At 67.5% G+C, this 17,232-nt stretch carries 10 protein-coding genes and 1 pseudogene; 7 read left to right on the forward strand and 4 right to left on the reverse strand.

Translation table 11 applies throughout. From position 1 onward, the window contains the following. From DT074_RS20370 to DT074_RS20395, 6 genes and pseudogenes are all read left to right on the forward strand, one after another. Window positions 1-244 (forward strand): annotated as a pseudogene (locus DT074_RS20370) (methyl-accepting chemotaxis protein); the annotation flags it as partial. Between the two features lie 327 nt (window positions 245-571). Beyond that, complete coding sequence (locus DT074_RS20375; RefSeq protein ID WP_162915045.1) at window positions 572-2,788, forward strand: methyl-accepting chemotaxis protein; 2,217 nt, start codon at window positions 572-574, stop codon at window positions 2,786-2,788. Between the two features lie 306 nt (window positions 2,789-3,094). Then, window positions 3,095-4,918, forward strand: coding sequence for a HAMP domain-containing methyl-accepting chemotaxis protein (locus tag DT074_RS20380; RefSeq protein WP_162915046.1), 1,824 nt, complete (start codon window positions 3,095-3,097; stop codon window positions 4,916-4,918). 434 nt (window positions 4,919-5,352) lie between these two features. Continuing rightward, entirely contained in the window at window positions 5,353-7,212 is a 1,860-nt protein-coding gene (locus tag DT074_RS20385) for a methyl-accepting chemotaxis protein (RefSeq protein ID WP_368744801.1), read from the forward strand. 98 nt (window positions 7,213-7,310) lie between these two features. Then, entirely contained in the window at window positions 7,311-10,970 is a 3,660-nt protein-coding gene (locus DT074_RS20390; protein ID WP_119421711.1) for a PAS domain S-box protein, read from the forward strand. Then, the gene (locus DT074_RS20395) at window positions 10,967-11,335 is read left to right on the forward strand and encodes a response regulator (RefSeq protein ID WP_119421712.1); all 369 of its coding nucleotides are present in this window, start codon (window positions 10,967-10,969) and stop codon (window positions 11,333-11,335) included. The genes DT074_RS20390 and DT074_RS20395 overlap by 4 nt, the downstream gene beginning before the upstream one ends. 6 nt (window positions 11,336-11,341) lie before the next feature. On the opposite strand, the gene DT074_RS20400 is transcribed toward DT074_RS20395, so the two are convergent. The 4 genes from DT074_RS20400 to DT074_RS20415 all read right to left on the reverse strand — a co-directional run bounded on the left by DT074_RS20400 (window position 11,342) and on the right by DT074_RS20415 (window position 16,204). Further along, the gene (locus DT074_RS20400) at window positions 11,342-12,151 is read right to left on the reverse strand and encodes an enoyl-CoA hydratase/isomerase family protein (RefSeq protein ID WP_119421713.1); all 810 of its coding nucleotides are present in this window, start codon (window positions 12,149-12,151) and stop codon (window positions 11,342-11,344) included. A gap of 80 nt (window positions 12,152-12,231) precedes the next feature. Next, on the reverse strand, window positions 12,232-13,827 hold the full coding sequence (locus DT074_RS20405) for a class I adenylate-forming enzyme family protein (protein ID WP_119421737.1): 1,596 nt from the start codon (window positions 13,825-13,827) through the stop codon (window positions 12,232-12,234). A gap of 14 nt (window positions 13,828-13,841) precedes the next feature. After that, window positions 13,842-14,774, reverse strand: a complete 933-nt coding sequence (locus tag DT074_RS20410; protein ID WP_119421714.1) for a DMT family transporter — start codon at window positions 14,772-14,774, stop codon at window positions 13,842-13,844. Between the two features lie 116 nt (window positions 14,775-14,890). Next, the gene (locus tag DT074_RS20415) at window positions 14,891-16,204 is read right to left on the reverse strand and encodes a pentapeptide repeat-containing protein (protein WP_119421715.1); all 1,314 of its coding nucleotides are present in this window, start codon (window positions 16,202-16,204) and stop codon (window positions 14,891-14,893) included. Window positions 16,205-16,304: 100 nt separating this feature from the next. On the opposite strand from DT074_RS20415, the gene DT074_RS20420 reads away from it, so the two are divergent. Continuing rightward, window positions 16,305-17,162: a TauD/TfdA dioxygenase family protein gene (locus DT074_RS20420; protein WP_119421716.1), complete on the forward strand. Its 858-nt coding sequence runs from the start codon at window positions 16,305-16,307 to the stop codon at window positions 17,160-17,162. The last annotated feature ends 70 nt before the right edge of the window (window positions 17,163-17,232 follow it).

Consider the following 17,232-nt stretch of genomic DNA (forward strand, 5'->3'; position numbering starts at 1 on the left):
CACCACCATCGCCTCGGCGGTGGAGGAGCAGGGCGCGGCGACCAAGGAGATCAGCCGCAACGTGCAGGAGGCCGCCAGCGGCACGCAGGAAGTGTCGAAGAACATCGGCAGCGTGACGCAGGCCTCCGGCGAGGTCGGCGCGGCGGCGACGCAGATGAACGCGGCCTCGAGCGAGCTCGCCCGGCAATCCGAGGTGCTGCGCGGCGAGGTCGACAAGTTCATCGCCAAAGTGCGGGCCGCCTGACCCAAAAACGAGTGCGGCGCCGGAAGGGTGCGGGGGCCGTCGCGTCGGTGGACGCGGCGGCCCCCGCGCTTTTCGGCGCGTGGGGAAAATCGCCGGCGACCCCGACAGGTGCTGAGCCAGTGGCCTTCTCGATGAATACTTGATTGATATTTATCAATGCGTAGAAAATCAAATATCAAACAAGACCATCTTATAATAACCCCAAGTGCAGTCGGCATATTTCATTATTAATTTACAGATTTACACATTGAATAGCGCAGACATGGCCAGCCATGGACGCGGATGCATTTGCACGCGGGGCCGGCCGTCAATGGCAAGGGGTGGGCCATGTTGCGCCGTTTCGAATCGCGCACGCCGATTGCGTGGCGTCTGACGCTTGCGGTCGCGTTGCCACTGCTCGTGGTCATCGGATTGGGGACGCTCGCGATCACCGACCTGTGGCGGTATTCGGGCGACATGCGGCGGATGAACGAGCTCGCCCAATTTACCACCCGCGTCAGCGACCTGGTGCACGAGCTGCAGAAGGAACGCGGCATGTCGGCCGTGTTCCTGAACAGCAAGGGGCAACAGCTTGGCGGCGAGATACCCGGCCAGCGCAAGGCGAGCGGCGAGCGGCTGTCGGCGGTCACCGAGGCTGCCGGTTCGCTCGACCTCTCCGCCTATCCCGCCGAGGTGCGCGGCGCGATCGAGGCCGGGCTTGCCGCGACCAAGGAGCTCGACGGCAAGCGCGAGGAGATCTCGGCCCAGCGGATCAGCGGCCCCGAATCGAACAAGTTCTTCTCCGGCCTGATTGCCCGCCTTCTCGCCGTGCCGCGGGAGGCGGTGAAATCGTCGCGCGAACCGACCATCACCGCCGGCCTGCTCGCCTATTACAGCTATCTCTCGGCCAAGGAGCGTGCCGGCCAGGAACGGGCGTCCGGCGCGGTCGGCTTCGCCAGTGGCCAGTTCACACCTGAGCAGCACCGCACCTATCTGACGGTCGTCGCCGATCAGCGCGCCTTCTTCGATGCGTTCGAGGCCTATGCGACCACTGCCCAGCGCGAGCTCGCCCGGCAGACCGTCAGCGGCAAAGTCGCCGAGGAAGTCGAAACCATGCGCAAAGTCGCGGTCGAGGCCGGGCCTGGCACCGCGCTCGGCGGAATCGCCGGAACGGCGTGGTTCAACGCGACGACGGCGCGCATCAACCTGATGAAGAGGGTCGAGGACAGCCTGGCCGGCGACCTCGCCGGCGAAGCCGGAACGGCCGCCGCCGACGCGCAACGCAATCTGATCATTCAATCGGCCGTCATCGCCTTCGCGGTGGCGATCTCGCTCGGCGTGGCGGCCTGGCTCGGCCGCGGCATCACCCGCCCGATCGTCGCCATGACGGGCGCCATGCACAAGCTCGCCAGCAAGGACTGGTCGATCGACGTTCCGGCGCTGGAGCGCGGCGACGAGATCGGTGCGATGGCCCAGGCGACGCAGGTGTTCAAGGAGAGCGGCATCGAGAACGAGCGCCTGCAGCGCGAGGCCGAGCAGAACCGCGTCCGCGAAGAGGCGGCGCGACGCGAGCAGGAGGCGCGCGAGCGCGCCGCCGAGGACGAGGCGCGGCAGGCGGAAGAGCGCCGCGAGCGCGAGGCGGCCGAGGCGCGGCGCAAGGCGGAGGAGGAGAAGCGCGCGTCCGAGGAGCGTCTCCGTGTCGAGTCCGAGGCGAAACGGAAGCAGGAGATGGCGGCGCTTGCGGATGCGTTCGAGGCCTCGGTGAAGCAGGTGGTGCAGACGGTGGGTTCGGCGGCGACGCAGGTTCAGTCGAGCTCGACCTCGATGGCGGCGACGGCGGAGGAGACAACGCGTCAGGCCTCCGCGGTGGCGGCGGCCTCCGAGCAGGCCTCGGCGAATGTGCAGACGGTCGCGTCGGCTTCCGAGGAGCTGGCGGCGTCGATCAACGAGATCGCGCGCCAGGTGGCGCAGTCGGCGGAGATCGCCGGCCGTGCATCGGAGCGCGCGCGAGAGACCGGGGCGACGGTGGACGGGCTGGCGCAGGCGGCGTCGAAGATCGGCGAGGTGGTGGGTTTGATCACCTCGATCGCGAGCCAGACCAACCTGCTGGCGCTGAACGCGACGATCGAGGCGGCGCGTGCGGGGGATGCCGGCAAGGGCTTCGCGGTGGTGGCTTCGGAAGTGAAGAGCCTGGCGAACCAGACGGCGAAAGCGACGGAGGAGATCTCGCGTCAGATCCAGTCGGTGCAGGGCGCGACGCAGGAAGCGGTGGGCGCGATCCAGGGCATCGGCAAGACGATCGAGGAGATCAACCACATCGCGACTAGCATTGCCTCGGCGGTGGAAGAACAGACTTCGGCGACGAAGGAGATCAGCCGCAACGTGCAGGAGGCATCGACCGGCACGATGGAGGTGTCGCGCAATATCGGCGGTGTGACTCAGGCGGCCTCCGAGACCGGCCAGGCAACGACGGAGATGAAGGGTGCCGCCGACGAACTGTCCAAGCAGGCAGCCACCCTCTCAACCGAAGTCGACCGCTTCATCGCCAAAATCAGGGCGGCGTAGGGCATTCGCATCGACGGTCCATCGGAGGTAGACCGTCGATGCCAACCTCCAAGCTGGAAGATTGCGGCAGGGCTGACCTGAGGGCATTCGATATGCCGAGCTACCGCAGCCCGGCGCGAAAATGGTGTAGCGCTCAGACGCAAAAGCCAGGCGACAATTGTTGCCCTTCTCAGACAATCTTAACGTCCGAACCCTATAACCGAGACAAATCTGCCCAGATAGAAGGCAAATGCCCATTCTATCTGCAGAATCAATTCCCTTTTCGCACAATTTTGGGGGCGAAAGATGCTTGCGGCAATGATGAACATGACCATCAGGACGAGGCTCTTCGTCCTGCTGGGCGTACTCGGGGTCCTGATGATTGCCCTTGCCGGCGGTGGCGCATACATCGCCGCGAGTTCGCGGAGCGCGTTGTCGACGATCGTCGAAGACCGCGTGAAGCCGTTGCGCGATCTGAAGATCGTCGCCGACATGTATGCCGTCAACATCGTCGACACGACGCACAAGCTGCGTTCCGGCGCAATGACGGCGGCGGAGGCAATCAAGGCGGTCGAGGCCGCTCGCAGCCGGCTCACTGATCGGTGGGGCGCCTATGCCGCAACCTATATGGTCGGCGAGGAGCAGCGTCTCGCCACGGCGGCGAAGCAGGCGATGGGCACCGCCGATGCGGCGGCGCAGAAGTTGATCGGCCTTGCGCGCAGCAAGGACGGGGCGCCGCTCAGCGCCTTCGCCGACAAGGAACTCTACCCGGCGATCGATCCGGTCAGCGACGTCATCGGCAAGCTGGTCGATCTGCAGATCGATGTTTCGCTGCAGGAATACGAGGCCGCCGATGCGACCGCGACGAAGCTCACGAACGGGCTGATCGCCGTTGTGATATTCGGCTTCTTCATCATGGGCGGCGCGGTGCTGATGGTCGTGCGTACCATCTGCAGGCCGATCGACATGATGACCGAAGCGATGCTGCATCTTGCCGACCGCGATTGGGCAACCGAGGTACCGGCACGCGATCGCGGCGACGAGATCGGTCAGATGGCGCAGGCCGTGCAGGTATTCAAGGACAACGGCATCGAGGGCGAGCGCCTGCAGGCCGAGGCCCAGGCGGCGGAGGCGCGTCAGCGCGAGATGGAGCTGGAGGCGCAGCGCGAGCGCGAGCGCCTGGCGGCCGAGGCGGCGGCGGAGACGACGCGCAAGCTGCGCGAGCTGGAGGCCGCCATGAAGCAGGCCGAGGCGGATCGCCTGGCCGAGCAGGAGAAGCTGCGCGCCGAGGCGGAGGCGAAGCGGAAGCAGGAGATGAACGCGCTGGCCGATGCCTTCGACGCCTCGGTGAAGCAGGTGGTGCAGACGGTGGGTTCGGCGGCGACGCAGGTGCAGTCGAGCTCGACCTCGATGTCGGCGACGGCGGAGGAGACGACGCGGCAGGCCGCGGCGGTGGCGGCGGCGTCGGAACAGGCCTCGGCCAATGTGCAGACGGTGGCCTCGGCGTCGGAGGAGCTGTCGGCCTCGATCAACGAGATCGCGCGGCAGGTGGCGCAGTCGGCGCAGATTGCCAACCAGGCTTCCGATCGGGCGCGCGCGACGGGGGCGACGGTGGACGGGCTGGCCCAGGCGGCGTCGAAGATCGGCGAGGTGGTGGGCCTGATCACGTCGATCGCGAGTCAGACCAACCTGTTGGCACTCAATGCGACGATCGAGGCGGCGCGGGCGGGCGAGGCGGGCAAGGGCTTCGCGGTAGTGGCGAGCGAGGTGAAGAGCCTGGCGAACCAGACGGCGAAGGCGACGGAGGAGATCTCGCGCCAGATCGGTGCGGTGCAGGGGGCGACGCTGGAGGCGGTGGGCGCGATCCAGGGCATCGGCAAGACGATCGAGGAGATCAACCACATCGCGACCAGCATTGCCTCGGCGGTGGAGGAGCAGACTTCGGCGACGAAGGAGATCAGCCGCAACGTACAGGAGGCCTCGACCGGCACGGTGGAAGTGTCGCGCAATATCGGTGGCGTCAGCCAGGCGGCCAACGAGACCGGCGAGGGCGCGGCGCAGATGAAGGGTGCGGCCGACGAACTGTCGCGCCAGGCCGCCACCTTGGCAACCGAAGTCGACGGATTCATTGCCAGAATCAGGGCGGCTTAGATATGGCAGGGGCGAGCGAGGCTCATCTCGCTCGCCCGCCAGGCTTCGGGTGATCGACGACCCCATCGCCTGATGGAAGCGGCGCATCGAGTTCAGGACGCATGGGATCTTGTCCCCCCGTGTCGCCGCCATTCGAACAATCGGACGAACGGCAAGTCGTCGCGGCAGTGAGCCTCCCATCGCGGCGGAATGGCAAATCCAGGCCGGAAGTTCTCCGCCTCGGCCTTCCCGGTGAGCTGGAAAATTTGTCCTGCCTGATCCTGACAAATTGATGCCGGCCACCGGGCGAATGGTCAGAGGGACTGGCCGCCGTTGATTTTTTTGTTGGCCCTACTTCCATCAATGGCATACTTTACAAAGTAATAACATCTTAACGGGAGAGTGCTTGGATCGGAATCCGTTTCATTTATGCGCGTTGGGCGGAGGGCCCTCCGATGAAAGTCCGGAATTGGCGGATCGCTACAAAGATCCTGGCGGTAATTCTGCTTCTGTCTTCGTTTACGTTTCTGGTCGGCGGGCTCGGCTATTTCGGCATAGTCCATATTGTCGAAGACGCTGACATCATTAAGCGCGACGGCGACGACGTTGCGGATGGATTGCGCATCGAAGTTTATGCCAAGGGCATCAATCGCGGCGAATACCGCGTGTCGCTGAATCCCAAGCAGGAGATGATCCAGACGCTGGAAGAGCGCTCCCGGCACTACGACCAGCAGATCGCGCAGATGCTTGCCGAGATGAAGGCGCATGCCGATGACGAGCAGCAGCGCCTGATCGCGGCCATCGAAAGACGATATGCCGACTATCTGGCAAAGGCGCGAAACACCTATGACATCGCGAAGTCCGTCGCCGGTTCTGTCGCGTTGGGCGAATCCCAGTTGCGGCTGGCGGAAGCCGTCACGGGCAGCAGCGCGGCGGCCGATCAGCTGGAAGAAGCCGTCGAAAGCTACAATGCCTATACCCAGAATCAGGCGGTGGCCGCGGCCGACGATGCGCACCAGTTCGCCTGGCTGATCGAGCTGGTGATGGCCGTCGTTGCGCTCTGCGGCGTCCTTGGCGGCGCGCTGATGGGTTATCTGATGGCGCATTTCACCATATCTCGGCCGTTGGCGACGTCGATCGGTGCGGTCACGGCGCTGGCGAACAACGACATGGCGATTGCGATCGAGGGCACCGACCGCAGGGACGAGATCGGCGACATAGCCCGCGCATTGGCCGTGTTCAAAGGCAAGGCAATCGAGAACGAGCGCCTGCAACACGAGGCCGAGCAGAACCGCCGGCGCGAGGAGGCGGCCGAACGCGAGCGCGAGGCGCGCGAGCGGCAGGCGGCGGAAGAGAAGCGTCGTGCCGAGGAAGAGATGCAGCGCGCCGAAGAGCGGCGCAAGCGCGAAGCCGAGCAGGCGCAGCGTGAGGCGGAGGCGCGGGTGCGCCTCGAGGCGGAGGCGAAGCGGAAGGCGGATATGAACGCGCTGGCGGATGCCTTCGAGGCGTCGGTGAAGCAGGTGGTCCAGACCGTGAGCGCTGCCGCAACGCAGGTGCAATCGAGTTCGAGCACGATGGCGGCGACCGCGGAGGAGACGACCCGCCAGGCATCCGCCGTGGCCGCCGCATCCGAGCAGGCTTCGGCCAATGTGCAGACCGTGGCATCTGCGTCGGAAGAGCTGGCGGCGTCGATCGGCGAGATCGCGCGCCAGGTCGCCCAATCGTCCGAGATCGCCAACCGCGCCTCCGACCGTGCAAGGAAGACCGGCGCGACGGTGGACGGCCTGGCCCAGGCGGCATCGAAGATCGGCGAGGTGGTGGGCCTGATCACCCGGATCGCGAGCCAGACCAACCTGTTGGCGCTGAACGCGACGATCGAGGCCGCCCGGGCGGGCGAGGCAGGCAAGGGCTTCGCGGTGGTGGCGAGCGAGGTGAAGAGCCTGGCCAACCAGACGGCGAAGGCGACCGACGAGATCACCCACCAGATTCAAGCCGTGCAGGGGGCGACCCAGCAGGCGGTGGGCGCCATCCAGGGCATCGACAAGACGATCGAGGAGATCAATCAGGTCGCCGCAACGATTGCCTCCGCCGTCGAGGAACAAACCGCGGCGACGAGCGAGATCAGCCGGAACGTTCAAGAGGCCTCGTCCGGAACGCATGAGGTTTCGCGGAACATCAGCAGCGTCAGTCAGGCGGCGAACGAAACCGGCGCAGGCGCGGCGCAGATGAAAGGGGCCGCCGACGAGCTGTCGCGTCAGGCGGCCGTGTTGGCGACCGAAGTCGACAAGTTCGTCGCCAAGGTCAGGGCGGCGTAGCGCGCATCGCGGCGGGGGCCAGCGTGTGAGATGCCGGCCCCCGCCGTTTCCTGATGCCCAGGTGACGCCGCCGCTCGCCGCCGCTACATTCAATACAAATGCTTAACATCGTCGCCGCAAGCCTGTCCGGCGTGGCCAATCTGTGTCTGGCCGGCGTCTTTCTTGCGTTGTGGTGGTACGAGCGCAGTTCGCGCTTCAATCTCGCATGGGCGGGCAGCTTCGCAGCGCTGGGATTCGCGACGACGGCGCTGATCGCCCACCGCGAATTCGACCTCTTCGGCCTATTCGTCATCGCCATCATCGGCGTCGGCGCGGCGGCGGGCATGCTGTTCGCCGGCACGCGCCTCTATCTCGGGCGCGCCGTGACATGGATGCAGCTCGGCGTCTGGACAGTCGCTGCCTGGGCGGCGCTGGCGCTGGCGCTGACGCAGGGAGTCGCCGCCGCCAACATCGTCGGCAGCGTCCTGCTGGCGTTGCTGTACGGCTGGATCGGACTGATCTTCGCGGCCCGGCCGGGCATCGAGCGCTTCGTGGGCGGCTTCTTCCTGGCGCGGGCCGTGCTTGCTGCGAGCTATCCCGTGCTCGCGCCGCCGCTGCTCGTGCCGGCCTTCATCACCATGCATTTCCTGATCTTGGCCACCGGGCTGGCGCTCATGCTCGCCGCCTTCGCGCGCACGCGCAAGCAACTGGTGGCCGCCGAGCGCGAGGGGCGCGAGCGCGCGGCGCAGATCGACGCGCTCTACAACGATACGCCGGCCCTGCTCTCCGTGCTCGACGGCGGCGGTTACTACATCACCGCCAGCAACGACTGGCTGGCCTTCATGGGATTCGAGCGCCAGGAGATCGTCGGCCGGCACCGTCTCAGCTTCGCATCCCCGGAAGTGCAGGAGCGGGTCGCGGCCGAGCTGGTGCCGCAATTGCGGCGCGACCGTCGAGTCGACGATTTCGAGCATGAGGTGACGCGCAAGGACGGCTCGACGGCATTGCTGAGAACCTCGCTCCGGGCCCACCGCAATCCGATCACCGGCCGATTCGAGGTGATTGCGCTGTCCGTCGACCAGACGGCGCAGCGGCAGGCCGAGGAAAATGCCCGCCGCACGCAGCACCTGCTCGAGCGCATCGTCGCCGTGCTGCCGGCCGCCGTGTCGGTCAAGGATACGGAGCTGCGCTTCGTTCTCTGGAACGCCTACGCGGCGCAGCTATACGCGCTTTCGGCCGAGCAGGTGATCGGCCGACGCCTCAACGAGATCCGGGAGAGCCGGATGAGTACGGCGATGGAAAGCGAGGATCTGCAGGTGCTGCGCGGCGAAATCCCGCCGCCGCACGAAGCCCTGCTCGAGGCCGGGGGCGAGCAGCGCTGGATTCTGATGAGCAAGACACCGCTGTTGTCCGAGAGCGGCGCGGTCGAGGGCGTCATCTCGGCATCGCTCGACATCACCGAGCTGAAGCGGATTCAGACCGAGTTGCAGCAAAGCCGGGAATATCTTGTACGGGCGCAACGGCTTGGCCGCATGGGGTACGTCCGATCCGAGTATCGCACGGGCCGGATCTATTGGTCCGAGACCATGTTCGAGCTGCGCGGATTGCCGTGGCGCGAATACTTCACCACCGAGGAAGGCATGGCCTTCGTGCATCCCGAAGACATCGCAGCCTATACCGCGGCGCGGGATGCGGCGATCGCCGAGAAGCGCGAGTTCCAGGTCGAGGTCCGCGTCAATCGGCCCGACGGCAGGCTGCAATGGGAACAGGCGATCGGGCATCCGCAATTCGATGCGTCCGGCGAATGCACCGGTCTGCTGCTCGTCGTCCAGGTGACAACGGAGCGCAAGCTGGCCGAGATCGCGCTGCGTGCCTCGGAGGCGCGCTTCGCCGGCGCCTTTCACGGCAGCACCGACATGATGGCGCTCATGCGCGCCGACAATGGAGCCTTCGTCGAGGTCAATGACGCCTGGCTGCAGGGCAGCGGCTATGGACGTGACGAGGTGATCGGCCGCCGTGCCGACGAGCTGAACACCTGGGTGGACCGGGATCAGCTCGAAGACGTGCGCGGGCGCATGGCGGCAGATGGCGGCGTGCGCATCGTCGTTGCCAATATGCGGCGGAAGGACGGTGCGGTCCGCGAGGTGCGCATGTCGGGCACGCGGATCGGTGTCGGCGCCGACGCGTACTACTTCTGGGTCGGGCGCGACGTGACCGACGAGCGCGCGGCGACCCGCCGCATCGCCGCGCTAAACACCGAGAACGAGGCCGCGCTGCGCCAGATCCGCAGCATCGCCGACAACGTTCCGGTGCTGATCGCCCATGCCGATCGCGATCGCCGGTTCCGCTTCGTCAACCGCACCGGCGAGCAATGGTTCGACCGGCCGGCCTCGGAACTGGTCGGCAAGTCGCTGACCGAGGTCATGGGCGAAGGCTGGACGCGCGATTCGGCCGATGTGGTGGCGGAGGTGCTGGCCGGGCGAACGATGACGATCGAGCGGCGGATCGACTATCCCGACGGCAAGCAGCGCGATGTCGAGATCGTCTATGTCCCCGATGTCGCCGCCGACGGCAAGGTGGAGGGCTATTACAGCCTGGTCTCCGACATCACCGAGCGCCGGGCGACCGAAGAGCAGCTGCGCCACGCGCAACGCATGGAGGCAATCGGCAAGCTGACCGGCGGGGTCGCGCACGACTTCAACAACCTGCTCGGCGTGATCTCCGGCAATCTCGAGCTCGCCGACGAATCGATCGGCACCGAAGGCGAGCTGCGCCGAATGATCCGGACGGCCTTGCGGGCGACCGAGCGCGGCGCGACCCTGACCCGCAGCCTGCTCGCCTATGCGCGTCAGCAGCCGCTGATGCCGCAGGTGGTCGACGTCAACGGCCTGGTGCGCGAGATGGCCGACCTGCTGCGCCGCACCGTGCCGGAGAGCATCCGCATCGAGGTCGTCGCCGATGCCGGGCTGTGGCGCTGCGAGGCGGACCCTGGCCAGCTGCAGAACGCCCTGCTCAACCTGGTCGTGAATGCGCGCGACGCCATGCCGGAGGGCGGCCGGCTGACCATCGAGAGCGGCAACGCAAAGCTCGACGACGACTATGCGGCCGTCCACGCCGAGCTGGAGCCAGGCCAATACGTCATGCTGGCGGTATCGGATACCGGCATCGGCATGCCGCCCGATGTGATCGCCCGCGCCTTCGACCCGTTCTTCACCACCAAGGAAGTCGGCAAGGGCACCGGCCTCGGCCTCAGCATGGTCTACGGCTTCGCGAAGCAATCGCGCGGCCACGTGCGGATCTACAGCGAGGTCGGCCAGGGCACCACGGTAAGGCTGTATCTCCCGCGCGCGCTCGACAAGGCCGAGCCGGCAGCGCCGGTCCCGGAGATCCAGCCGGCGCGCGGCGAGACCGTACTGCTGGTCGAGGACAACCAGGATTTCCGCACCTTGACCTTCGCCCTTCTCCGCTCATTCGGCTATGCCGTCCTGGAAGCCAACGATGCGGAGAGCGCGCTGCGCATCCTGGAACGGCACGGCGAGGTGGCGCTTCTGCTGACCGACGTCGTGCTGCCCGGAGCGATGAACGGCAAGCGGCTGGCGGAGCAGGCCAGCCAGGTCCGCCCTCATCTCAGGGTACTCTACATGTCGGGATATACCGAGAACGCCATTCTGCACCATGGCCGGCTCGATCCCGGCGTGCACTTGCTGCAGAAGCCGTTCCGCAAGCGCGACCTGGCGGCCAAGGTCAGGGCGGCGCTGGACGAGGGGCGCGCGGCATGACAACGACGCGGCGGCTTCTCGCCATCGACGACGATCCGGATTTCGCCGACCTGGTCGCCCAGGTGGCGGGCCAGCTTGGCTATGCAGCAGTCGCGACGACCGTTCCCGCGGATTTCATGGCGCAATACCTGGGCGCGCCGCCGGACGTGATCGTGATGGACATCGTCATGCCGGAGCAGGACGGCATCGACCTGATGCGCTGGCTGGTCGCGCAGGGCTGTCGCGCCCGGATCGTCATCGTCTCCGGCTACAATCCGGCCTTCGCCAACGCGGCCAAGCTGATCGGCGAGTTCGGCGGCCGGATCGACATCACCTATCTGCAGAAGCCGGTGAAGCTCGACGACCTGCGCGCGGCCCTCGCCTGACCTGCCTCAGAGCGGGCTGTCCGGCGGGAAGGCGGGCTTGCGCTTCTCCTTGTGCGAGGCGAGACCTTCCTTCACCTCGGGCCCGGTGAAGCCGAGGAATTCCAGCGCCAGCGAAGTGTCGAAATTCGGTCCCGCCATGCGGAACCAGTTGTTCAGCGCATATTTGGTGAAGCGGATGGCGCTCTGCGCGCCTTCGGCGAGACGGGTCGCGAGCTCGACCGCCTTGGCGTCGAGCGCGTCGTCTTCCACCGCCAGGCTGATCAGGCCGATGCGCTCCGCTTCCTCGCCCGAGACGGCGTCGCAGAGCAACAGATAGTACTTCGCCTTGGCCATGCCGCAGAGCAGCGGCCAGACGATGACCGAATGGTCGCCGGCGGCGACGCCGAGCCTTGTGTGGCCGTCGATGATGCGGGCGCCCTTGGCGGCGATCGACACGTCGGCGAGCAGGCCGGCGACGAGGCCGGCGCCGACCGCGGGGCCGCGCATGGCGGAGACGATCGGTTTCGAGCAGTTGATCACGTTGTAGACGATGTCGCGCGCTTCCTTCCAGATGCGCGTGCGATACTTGTAGTCGCTGATAATGTTCTCGATCATCTCGAAATCGCCGCCGGCGGAGAACGCCTTGCCGGCGCCGGTCAGGATCGCGGCGTTCACCGTCTCGTCGGCATCGACATCGCGCCAGATCTCGGCCAGCTCGCGGTGCATCACCTCGTCGGCGGCGTTCAGCCGATCGGGCCGCGACATGGTGATGCGCAGCACGCGCGGATGCGGCCGGTCGAATTTCAGCCGCTGATAGCGGGCATAGCGATCGCTCATGGGGTTCCCTCCGTGACTCTTGCCTTGTGGTTAGGCCGGCGCCGCCCAGTCGTCAACGTCGTGGCGTCAACGTCGAGGCGTCAACGCCGCGCCGGCGACGGCAACGCCGCCGCCCGCTCGCGCAGCGGCGCCTTGACCACCTTGCCGTTCGGGTTGCGCGGCAGCGGCTCGTCGATCAGCACGATCTGGTCGGGCACCTTGTAATCGGCCAGGCGCTCGGCGAGGAAGCCGCGGAGCTCGGCCGCGTTGTCGAAGCCCGGCTTCGGCATCACGAAGGCGACCGTCCGCTCGCCCAGCACAGGGTCGGGCCGGCCGACGATGGCGCATTCGACCACGCCCGGGTGATGCGCCAACACGTTCTCCACCTCGGCGGAGAACACCTTGAATCCGGCGCGGTTGATCATGTCCTTCTTGCGGTCGAACACGCGGACGAAGCCCTCCGCATCGATCGAGCCGATATCGCCGGACTTCCAGAATCCGCCGGCGAAGTTCTCGGCATTGGCCTGCGCGTTGTTCCAGTAGCCCGGAATCACCATCGGGCCTGCGATCCAGATCTCTCCCTTCTCGCCTGGCGCCACCTCGCGGCCTTCCTCGTCCATCACCACGACCTCGCCGCAATGGACGACCTTGCCGACGCTGTCGGTGACGATCTTGCCGAGCTTCGGCGGCATCGCCGTGGTGGGCGACGTCGTCTCGGTCGCGCCATAGCCGTTGTAGAGGTCGAGATGCGGCAGGCGCTCGGCCATCGCCCGGATCGTCACCTCCGGCATCGGCGCGCCGCCATAGCCGCCGAGCCGCCAATGCGAGAGATCGAAGCTGGCGAAATCCGGCTCCAGCAGGCAGAGGTTGTACATCGCCGGCACCAGGATCACGACATTGATCCGCTCGCGCGCCATCAGCTCCAGGAAGTCGCGTGCCTTGAAGGCCGGCAGCAGGAAGGTGGTGCCGCCGACCGCGACGAAGCTGAGGATCACGGCGATCAGGCCGGTGACATGCGAAGCCGGAACGGCCAGGACCGTGCGGTCGCCGGGCTTCAGGCCGATGGCGTGCTCGAAATGCAGGGCCGAATGGATGCTGCCGAAATGCGTCAGCATCGCCCCTTTCGGCCGGCCGGTGGTGCCGGAGGTGTAGAGGATGCAGAACACATCCTCCTCCGCGATCTCGACCTTCGGCGCCAGGGCGGGCGCGAGCAGCTCCGCCACGTCGCGCGCGCCGGCGCCGCTGCCGCCCGCAGCGAATCGGTGAGCGAGATCGGGACAGGCATCGCGCGTGGGGATCTCGCCGGCAAGCTCGGCCTCGAAGATCACCGCCTTCGCGCCGCAATGACCCAGAACGTATTCGTTCTCCGGCAGCCGGTTGCGGGTGCCGATCGGCACCGCGACGGCACCGATGCGCGCCGTGGCCAGCACGGCGAAGACGAATTCGCGGCGGTTGCCGAGGATGACGGCGACGCGATCGCCCTTGCCGATGCCGAGGCCGGCGAGATTGCCCGCCACACGCTCGACCGCCCGGTCGAGCTCGGCATAGGTCAGGCGCGTCGCACCGTCGACCAGTGCCAGCGCGTTGGAATCGCGCGCGACGCTGGCACGGAACATGGCGTCGATGTTGGGCGGCCGTTCGGCGAAGCAGCGCATCACCCGATCGCCGTAATGCAGTTCGTGGCGGATCGACGGCATCGGCGCCTCCGATGTCACGGCGCTTCGGCCCGCTGCTTGGCGCGGGCGGGCTCCGCTGCGAGGGCTGCGGATTTGCGCGGCGGAATCAGCGCGAGCCAGAGCGACAGCACGGTGCAGAGCAGGGCGGCGATCTGCAGCGGGCCCATCGGCTCGCCGAACAGGATCACGCCGGCGACCACCGCCACGACGGGGATGCTGACCGAGGAGAGCCCCGCCACCTGGGCCGGCACGCGGTCGACGATGGCAAACCAGGTGGCGGTGCCGCAGGCGATCGGGATCGCGGCGATGTAGACGGTCAGCAGCGAGATCTCGAGCCGGGGCCAGGCCCATTCCGCGTCATCGAACAGGAGCGCGCCGAGCAGCATCGGCGGGATCGACAGCGCCATCTGCCAGCTGGTGATGCCGAGCCCCATGCCGGCCCAGTCGGTGCGCTTGACGATCAGCGTGCCGACCGCCCAGGCCGAGGCGGCAGAGAGTCCCGCGGCGAGCCCGATCGGCGCGCCGGCATAGGCGCCGAAGCTCGGCCACATCAGCAGCATCACCGCGGCGGCGCCGAAGCCGATCGCCGTCAGCATGCGCGGCGTGAAGCGCTCGCCGAGGAACAGCACCGAGAAAAGCGCCAGCCAGAGCGGCATGGTGTAGCTCAGCACCGCGGCGTGACCGGACGGCAGATGCGTGACGGCGATGGCCGTCGCGATGTACCAGATCGAGACATTGGCGACCGAGCTGGCGACCAAGGCCGGCCAGCGTCCGCGCGGCACCTTCAACGTGCCACGCGCCAGCGGCATGACGGCGAACAGCACCGCGGTGCCGAGCAGCAGCACCGCGACGCGGAACTGCCAGACCGACATCTCGGCCAGCACGATGCGGAACAGCGGCCAGTTGGTGCCCCAGACCAGGGTCAGCAGGACCAGCAGGATCAGGGCTTCGATCTGCGAGCGCGACACGTGCGATTTGCCAGGTTTCCGTCCCTTGAAGGGCGGACCCTAGCATCCATCGATGCCGCTGTGTCGGCGCCGGGGCGCATGGTCGGCCTGCATGTGGAGCAAGCCGCTGCAGGCGGTCAGCCGATGAAGCTGGGCGGCAGCTGCGCCAGGCTGAGATTGGCGCGCTCGAAACGCGCGAAGCCGATGCGGGTGTCGATCAGGATGCCGCCGCGCAGATTGGCGCGGGTGAAGTCGGCGCCGGTGAGGTTGGCGCCGCGCAGATTGGCGCCGGAGAGATCGGCCTCGGCGAGCCGGGCGCCGACCAGGCTGGCCGGCCAATTGGTGCCAACCGGCTTGCCCTCGGCATCGCGGCGCTCGATCGGCCCGATCGAGGCGCCGCGGGCGCGGGCGCGCGTAAGTTCGGCGCGGTTCAGGTTGGCGCCGTCGAGGCAGGCCTCGTCGAGCACGGCGGCGAGCAAGGTCGCGCCGCTCAGATCGGCGAGGCGCAGATTGGCGCCGGCGAGCTGCGCGCCGGTCAGGTTGGCGCCGGCGAGCACGGCGCCGGCCAGGTTGGCGCCGACCAGGCTGGCCCCCTGCAGGTCGGCGCCGACGAGATCGGCGCGGATGCCCTTGCGGCCGGAGCTCGCGATCCATTCCTGGTGGGCGGCCAGGACGGCGGCAAGCTTGCGCGTCGCGTCGGGGTCGCCCGGCACCGAGATCGAGGGCGGCGGATGGGCGCGCGTGAGGTCGACGCCGTCGAGCCTGGCGCCGCGCAGATCGGCGGTGTCGAGCAGCGCGTCGTCGATCGTGGCCGCGGTCAGGTTGGCGCCCTGCAGCTCGGTCTCGCGCAGATCGGCGCTGGTCAGGTCGGCCTCGGTCAGGTCGGCGCCCTGCAGCTTGGCACCGCGCAGGTCGACGCCCTGCAGCTTGGCGCCGCGCAGATTGGCGCGTTCCAGCCGCGCCCGGCGCAGGTCGCCGCTGGCCAGATCGGCGGCGCTGAGGTCGATGCCGGCGGGCTGGCCGTCGGCGGTGCGGCGGTTGCCGATCGAAGCGGTCTCGCCGAACAGGTGGCCGGACCGGCCATCCGCGCCCTGCAGCGAGACGCCGCCGAGCTTGGCATGGCGCAGCGAGGCGCCGCGCAGATCGGCGCCGTCCATCAGCGCGCGGGTGAGGTCGGCGCCGTCGAGATTGGCGCAGAAGAGGTCGGCCTCGATCAGCCGGGAGCCGCTGAGCAGCGCCTGGGCCAGGCGTGTGCCGGTCAGCTTGGCCTGCTTCAGGTCGGCGCCGGTCAGGTTGACGCCGGCGAAATCCTTCATGGTGAGGTCGAGCCGCCGCCCGCCCGGCTGCGCCTTCAGCCAGGCGGCATGCTGCTTCAGCCGCGCCGGCAGGCTGTCGTCCGGCGCCGCGCCGCGGCGCGCCCGCGGGTCGCGCTGAATGGGATTGCCGGCCATGCCTTAAGGATGGGGCAGCCTTTGCTAATTTTCGGTTGCCGGACCGTTCTGCTAGGCTCGCCGGCGGAGGGAACCCCAAAAGAACAACGAGGAACCGCCGATGATCCAGGTTCGGCCCGTGCATCCGATGGTCGGGGCGGAGATTTCCAGCGTCGACCTTACCCGGCCGCTCGACGACGCGACCTTCGCCGAGATCCGCGCCGCTTTCGCCCGGCACAGCGTGCTGGTGTTTCACGACCAGCCGGTTGACGACGAGCAGCAGATGGCGTTCTCGCGCCGCTTCGGCCCGCTCGAGGTCACCAAGGTCGGCTCGCGCGGCGCCGGCGGCCATCTCGCCTTCATCACCAACCTGGACGAAAGCGGCAAGCGCGTGCCGCTCGGCCATCGGGCGATCCTGAACCTGAAGGCGAATTCGCTCTGGCATACCGATTCATCGTTCAAGAAAGTGCCGGCCATGGCCTCGGCCCTGTCGGGGCGCATCGTGCCGCCGGAGGGGGCGGAGACCGAGTTCCTGTCCACCCGGGCGGTCTGGCGCGAGCTGCCGGAGGCGATGAAGCGTCGCCTGGACGGCATGGTCGCCTGGCATTCCTATTTCAATTCGCGTCGCCAGATCGATCCGGAGATGATGACGGCGGCGGAGCACCAGGCGGTGCCGCCGGTCAGGCAGGTGCTGGTGCGGGTGCATCCCGATACCGGCGAGAAGGCGCTCTACATCGCCTCGCATGCCTCGCATATCGAGGGCCTGCCGGAGGCCGAGGGGCGGGCGCTGCTGGCCGACCTGATGGAATTCGCGACCGACCGGCGCTTCGTCTACACGCATCGCTGGAAGCAACACGACCTCGTCATCTGGGACAACCGCTGCACCATGCATCGCGGTCGCCCGTTCGATTACGAGCGCTACGACCGCTACATGATCCGCACCACCATTGCGGGGGATGCGCCGACGGTGGCGGAGTAAAGCCCTCCCCCACGCCGCTTCGCGGCGCGAGGGAGGACTTGATGCATATCCGCCATGCGCCGCCGGTCCC

The organism is Desertibaculum subflavum (assembly GCA_003576705.1).
Classification (GTDB): domain Bacteria; phylum Pseudomonadota; class Alphaproteobacteria; order Ferrovibrionales; family Ferrovibrionaceae; genus Desertibaculum; species Desertibaculum subflavum.

Bases quoted from the DNA above. Each gene is read 5' to 3' on its own strand.
- DT074_RS20375 (WP_162915045.1), top strand. From the start codon at position 572: ATGTTGCGCCGTTTCGAATCGCGCACGCCGATTGCGTGGCGTCTGACG.
- DT074_RS20385 (WP_368744801.1), top strand. From the start codon at position 5,353: ATGAAAGTCCGGAATTGGCGGATCGCTACAAAGATCCTGGCGGTAATT.
- DT074_RS20395 (WP_119421712.1), top strand. From the start codon at position 10,967: ATGACAACGACGCGGCGGCTTCTCGCCATCGACGACGATCCGGATTTC.
- DT074_RS20400 (WP_119421713.1), bottom strand. From the start codon at position 12,151: ATGAGCGATCGCTATGCCCGCTATCAGCGGCTGAAATTCGACCGGCCG.
- DT074_RS20405 (WP_119421737.1), bottom strand. From the start codon at position 13,827: ATGCCGTCGATCCGCCACGAACTGCATTACGGCGATCGGGTGATGCGC.
- DT074_RS20420 (WP_119421716.1), top strand. From the start codon at position 16,305: ATGATCCAGGTTCGGCCCGTGCATCCGATGGTCGGGGCGGAGATTTCC.
- DT074_RS20390 (WP_119421711.1), top strand. From the start codon at position 7,311: ATGCTTAACATCGTCGCCGCAAGCCTGTCCGGCGTGGCCAATCTGTGT.
- DT074_RS20380 (WP_162915046.1), top strand. From the start codon at position 3,095: ATGACCATCAGGACGAGGCTCTTCGTCCTGCTGGGCGTACTCGGGGTC.
- DT074_RS20415 (WP_119421715.1), bottom strand. From the start codon at position 16,204: ATGGCCGGCAATCCCATTCAGCGCGACCCGCGGGCGCGCCGCGGCGCG.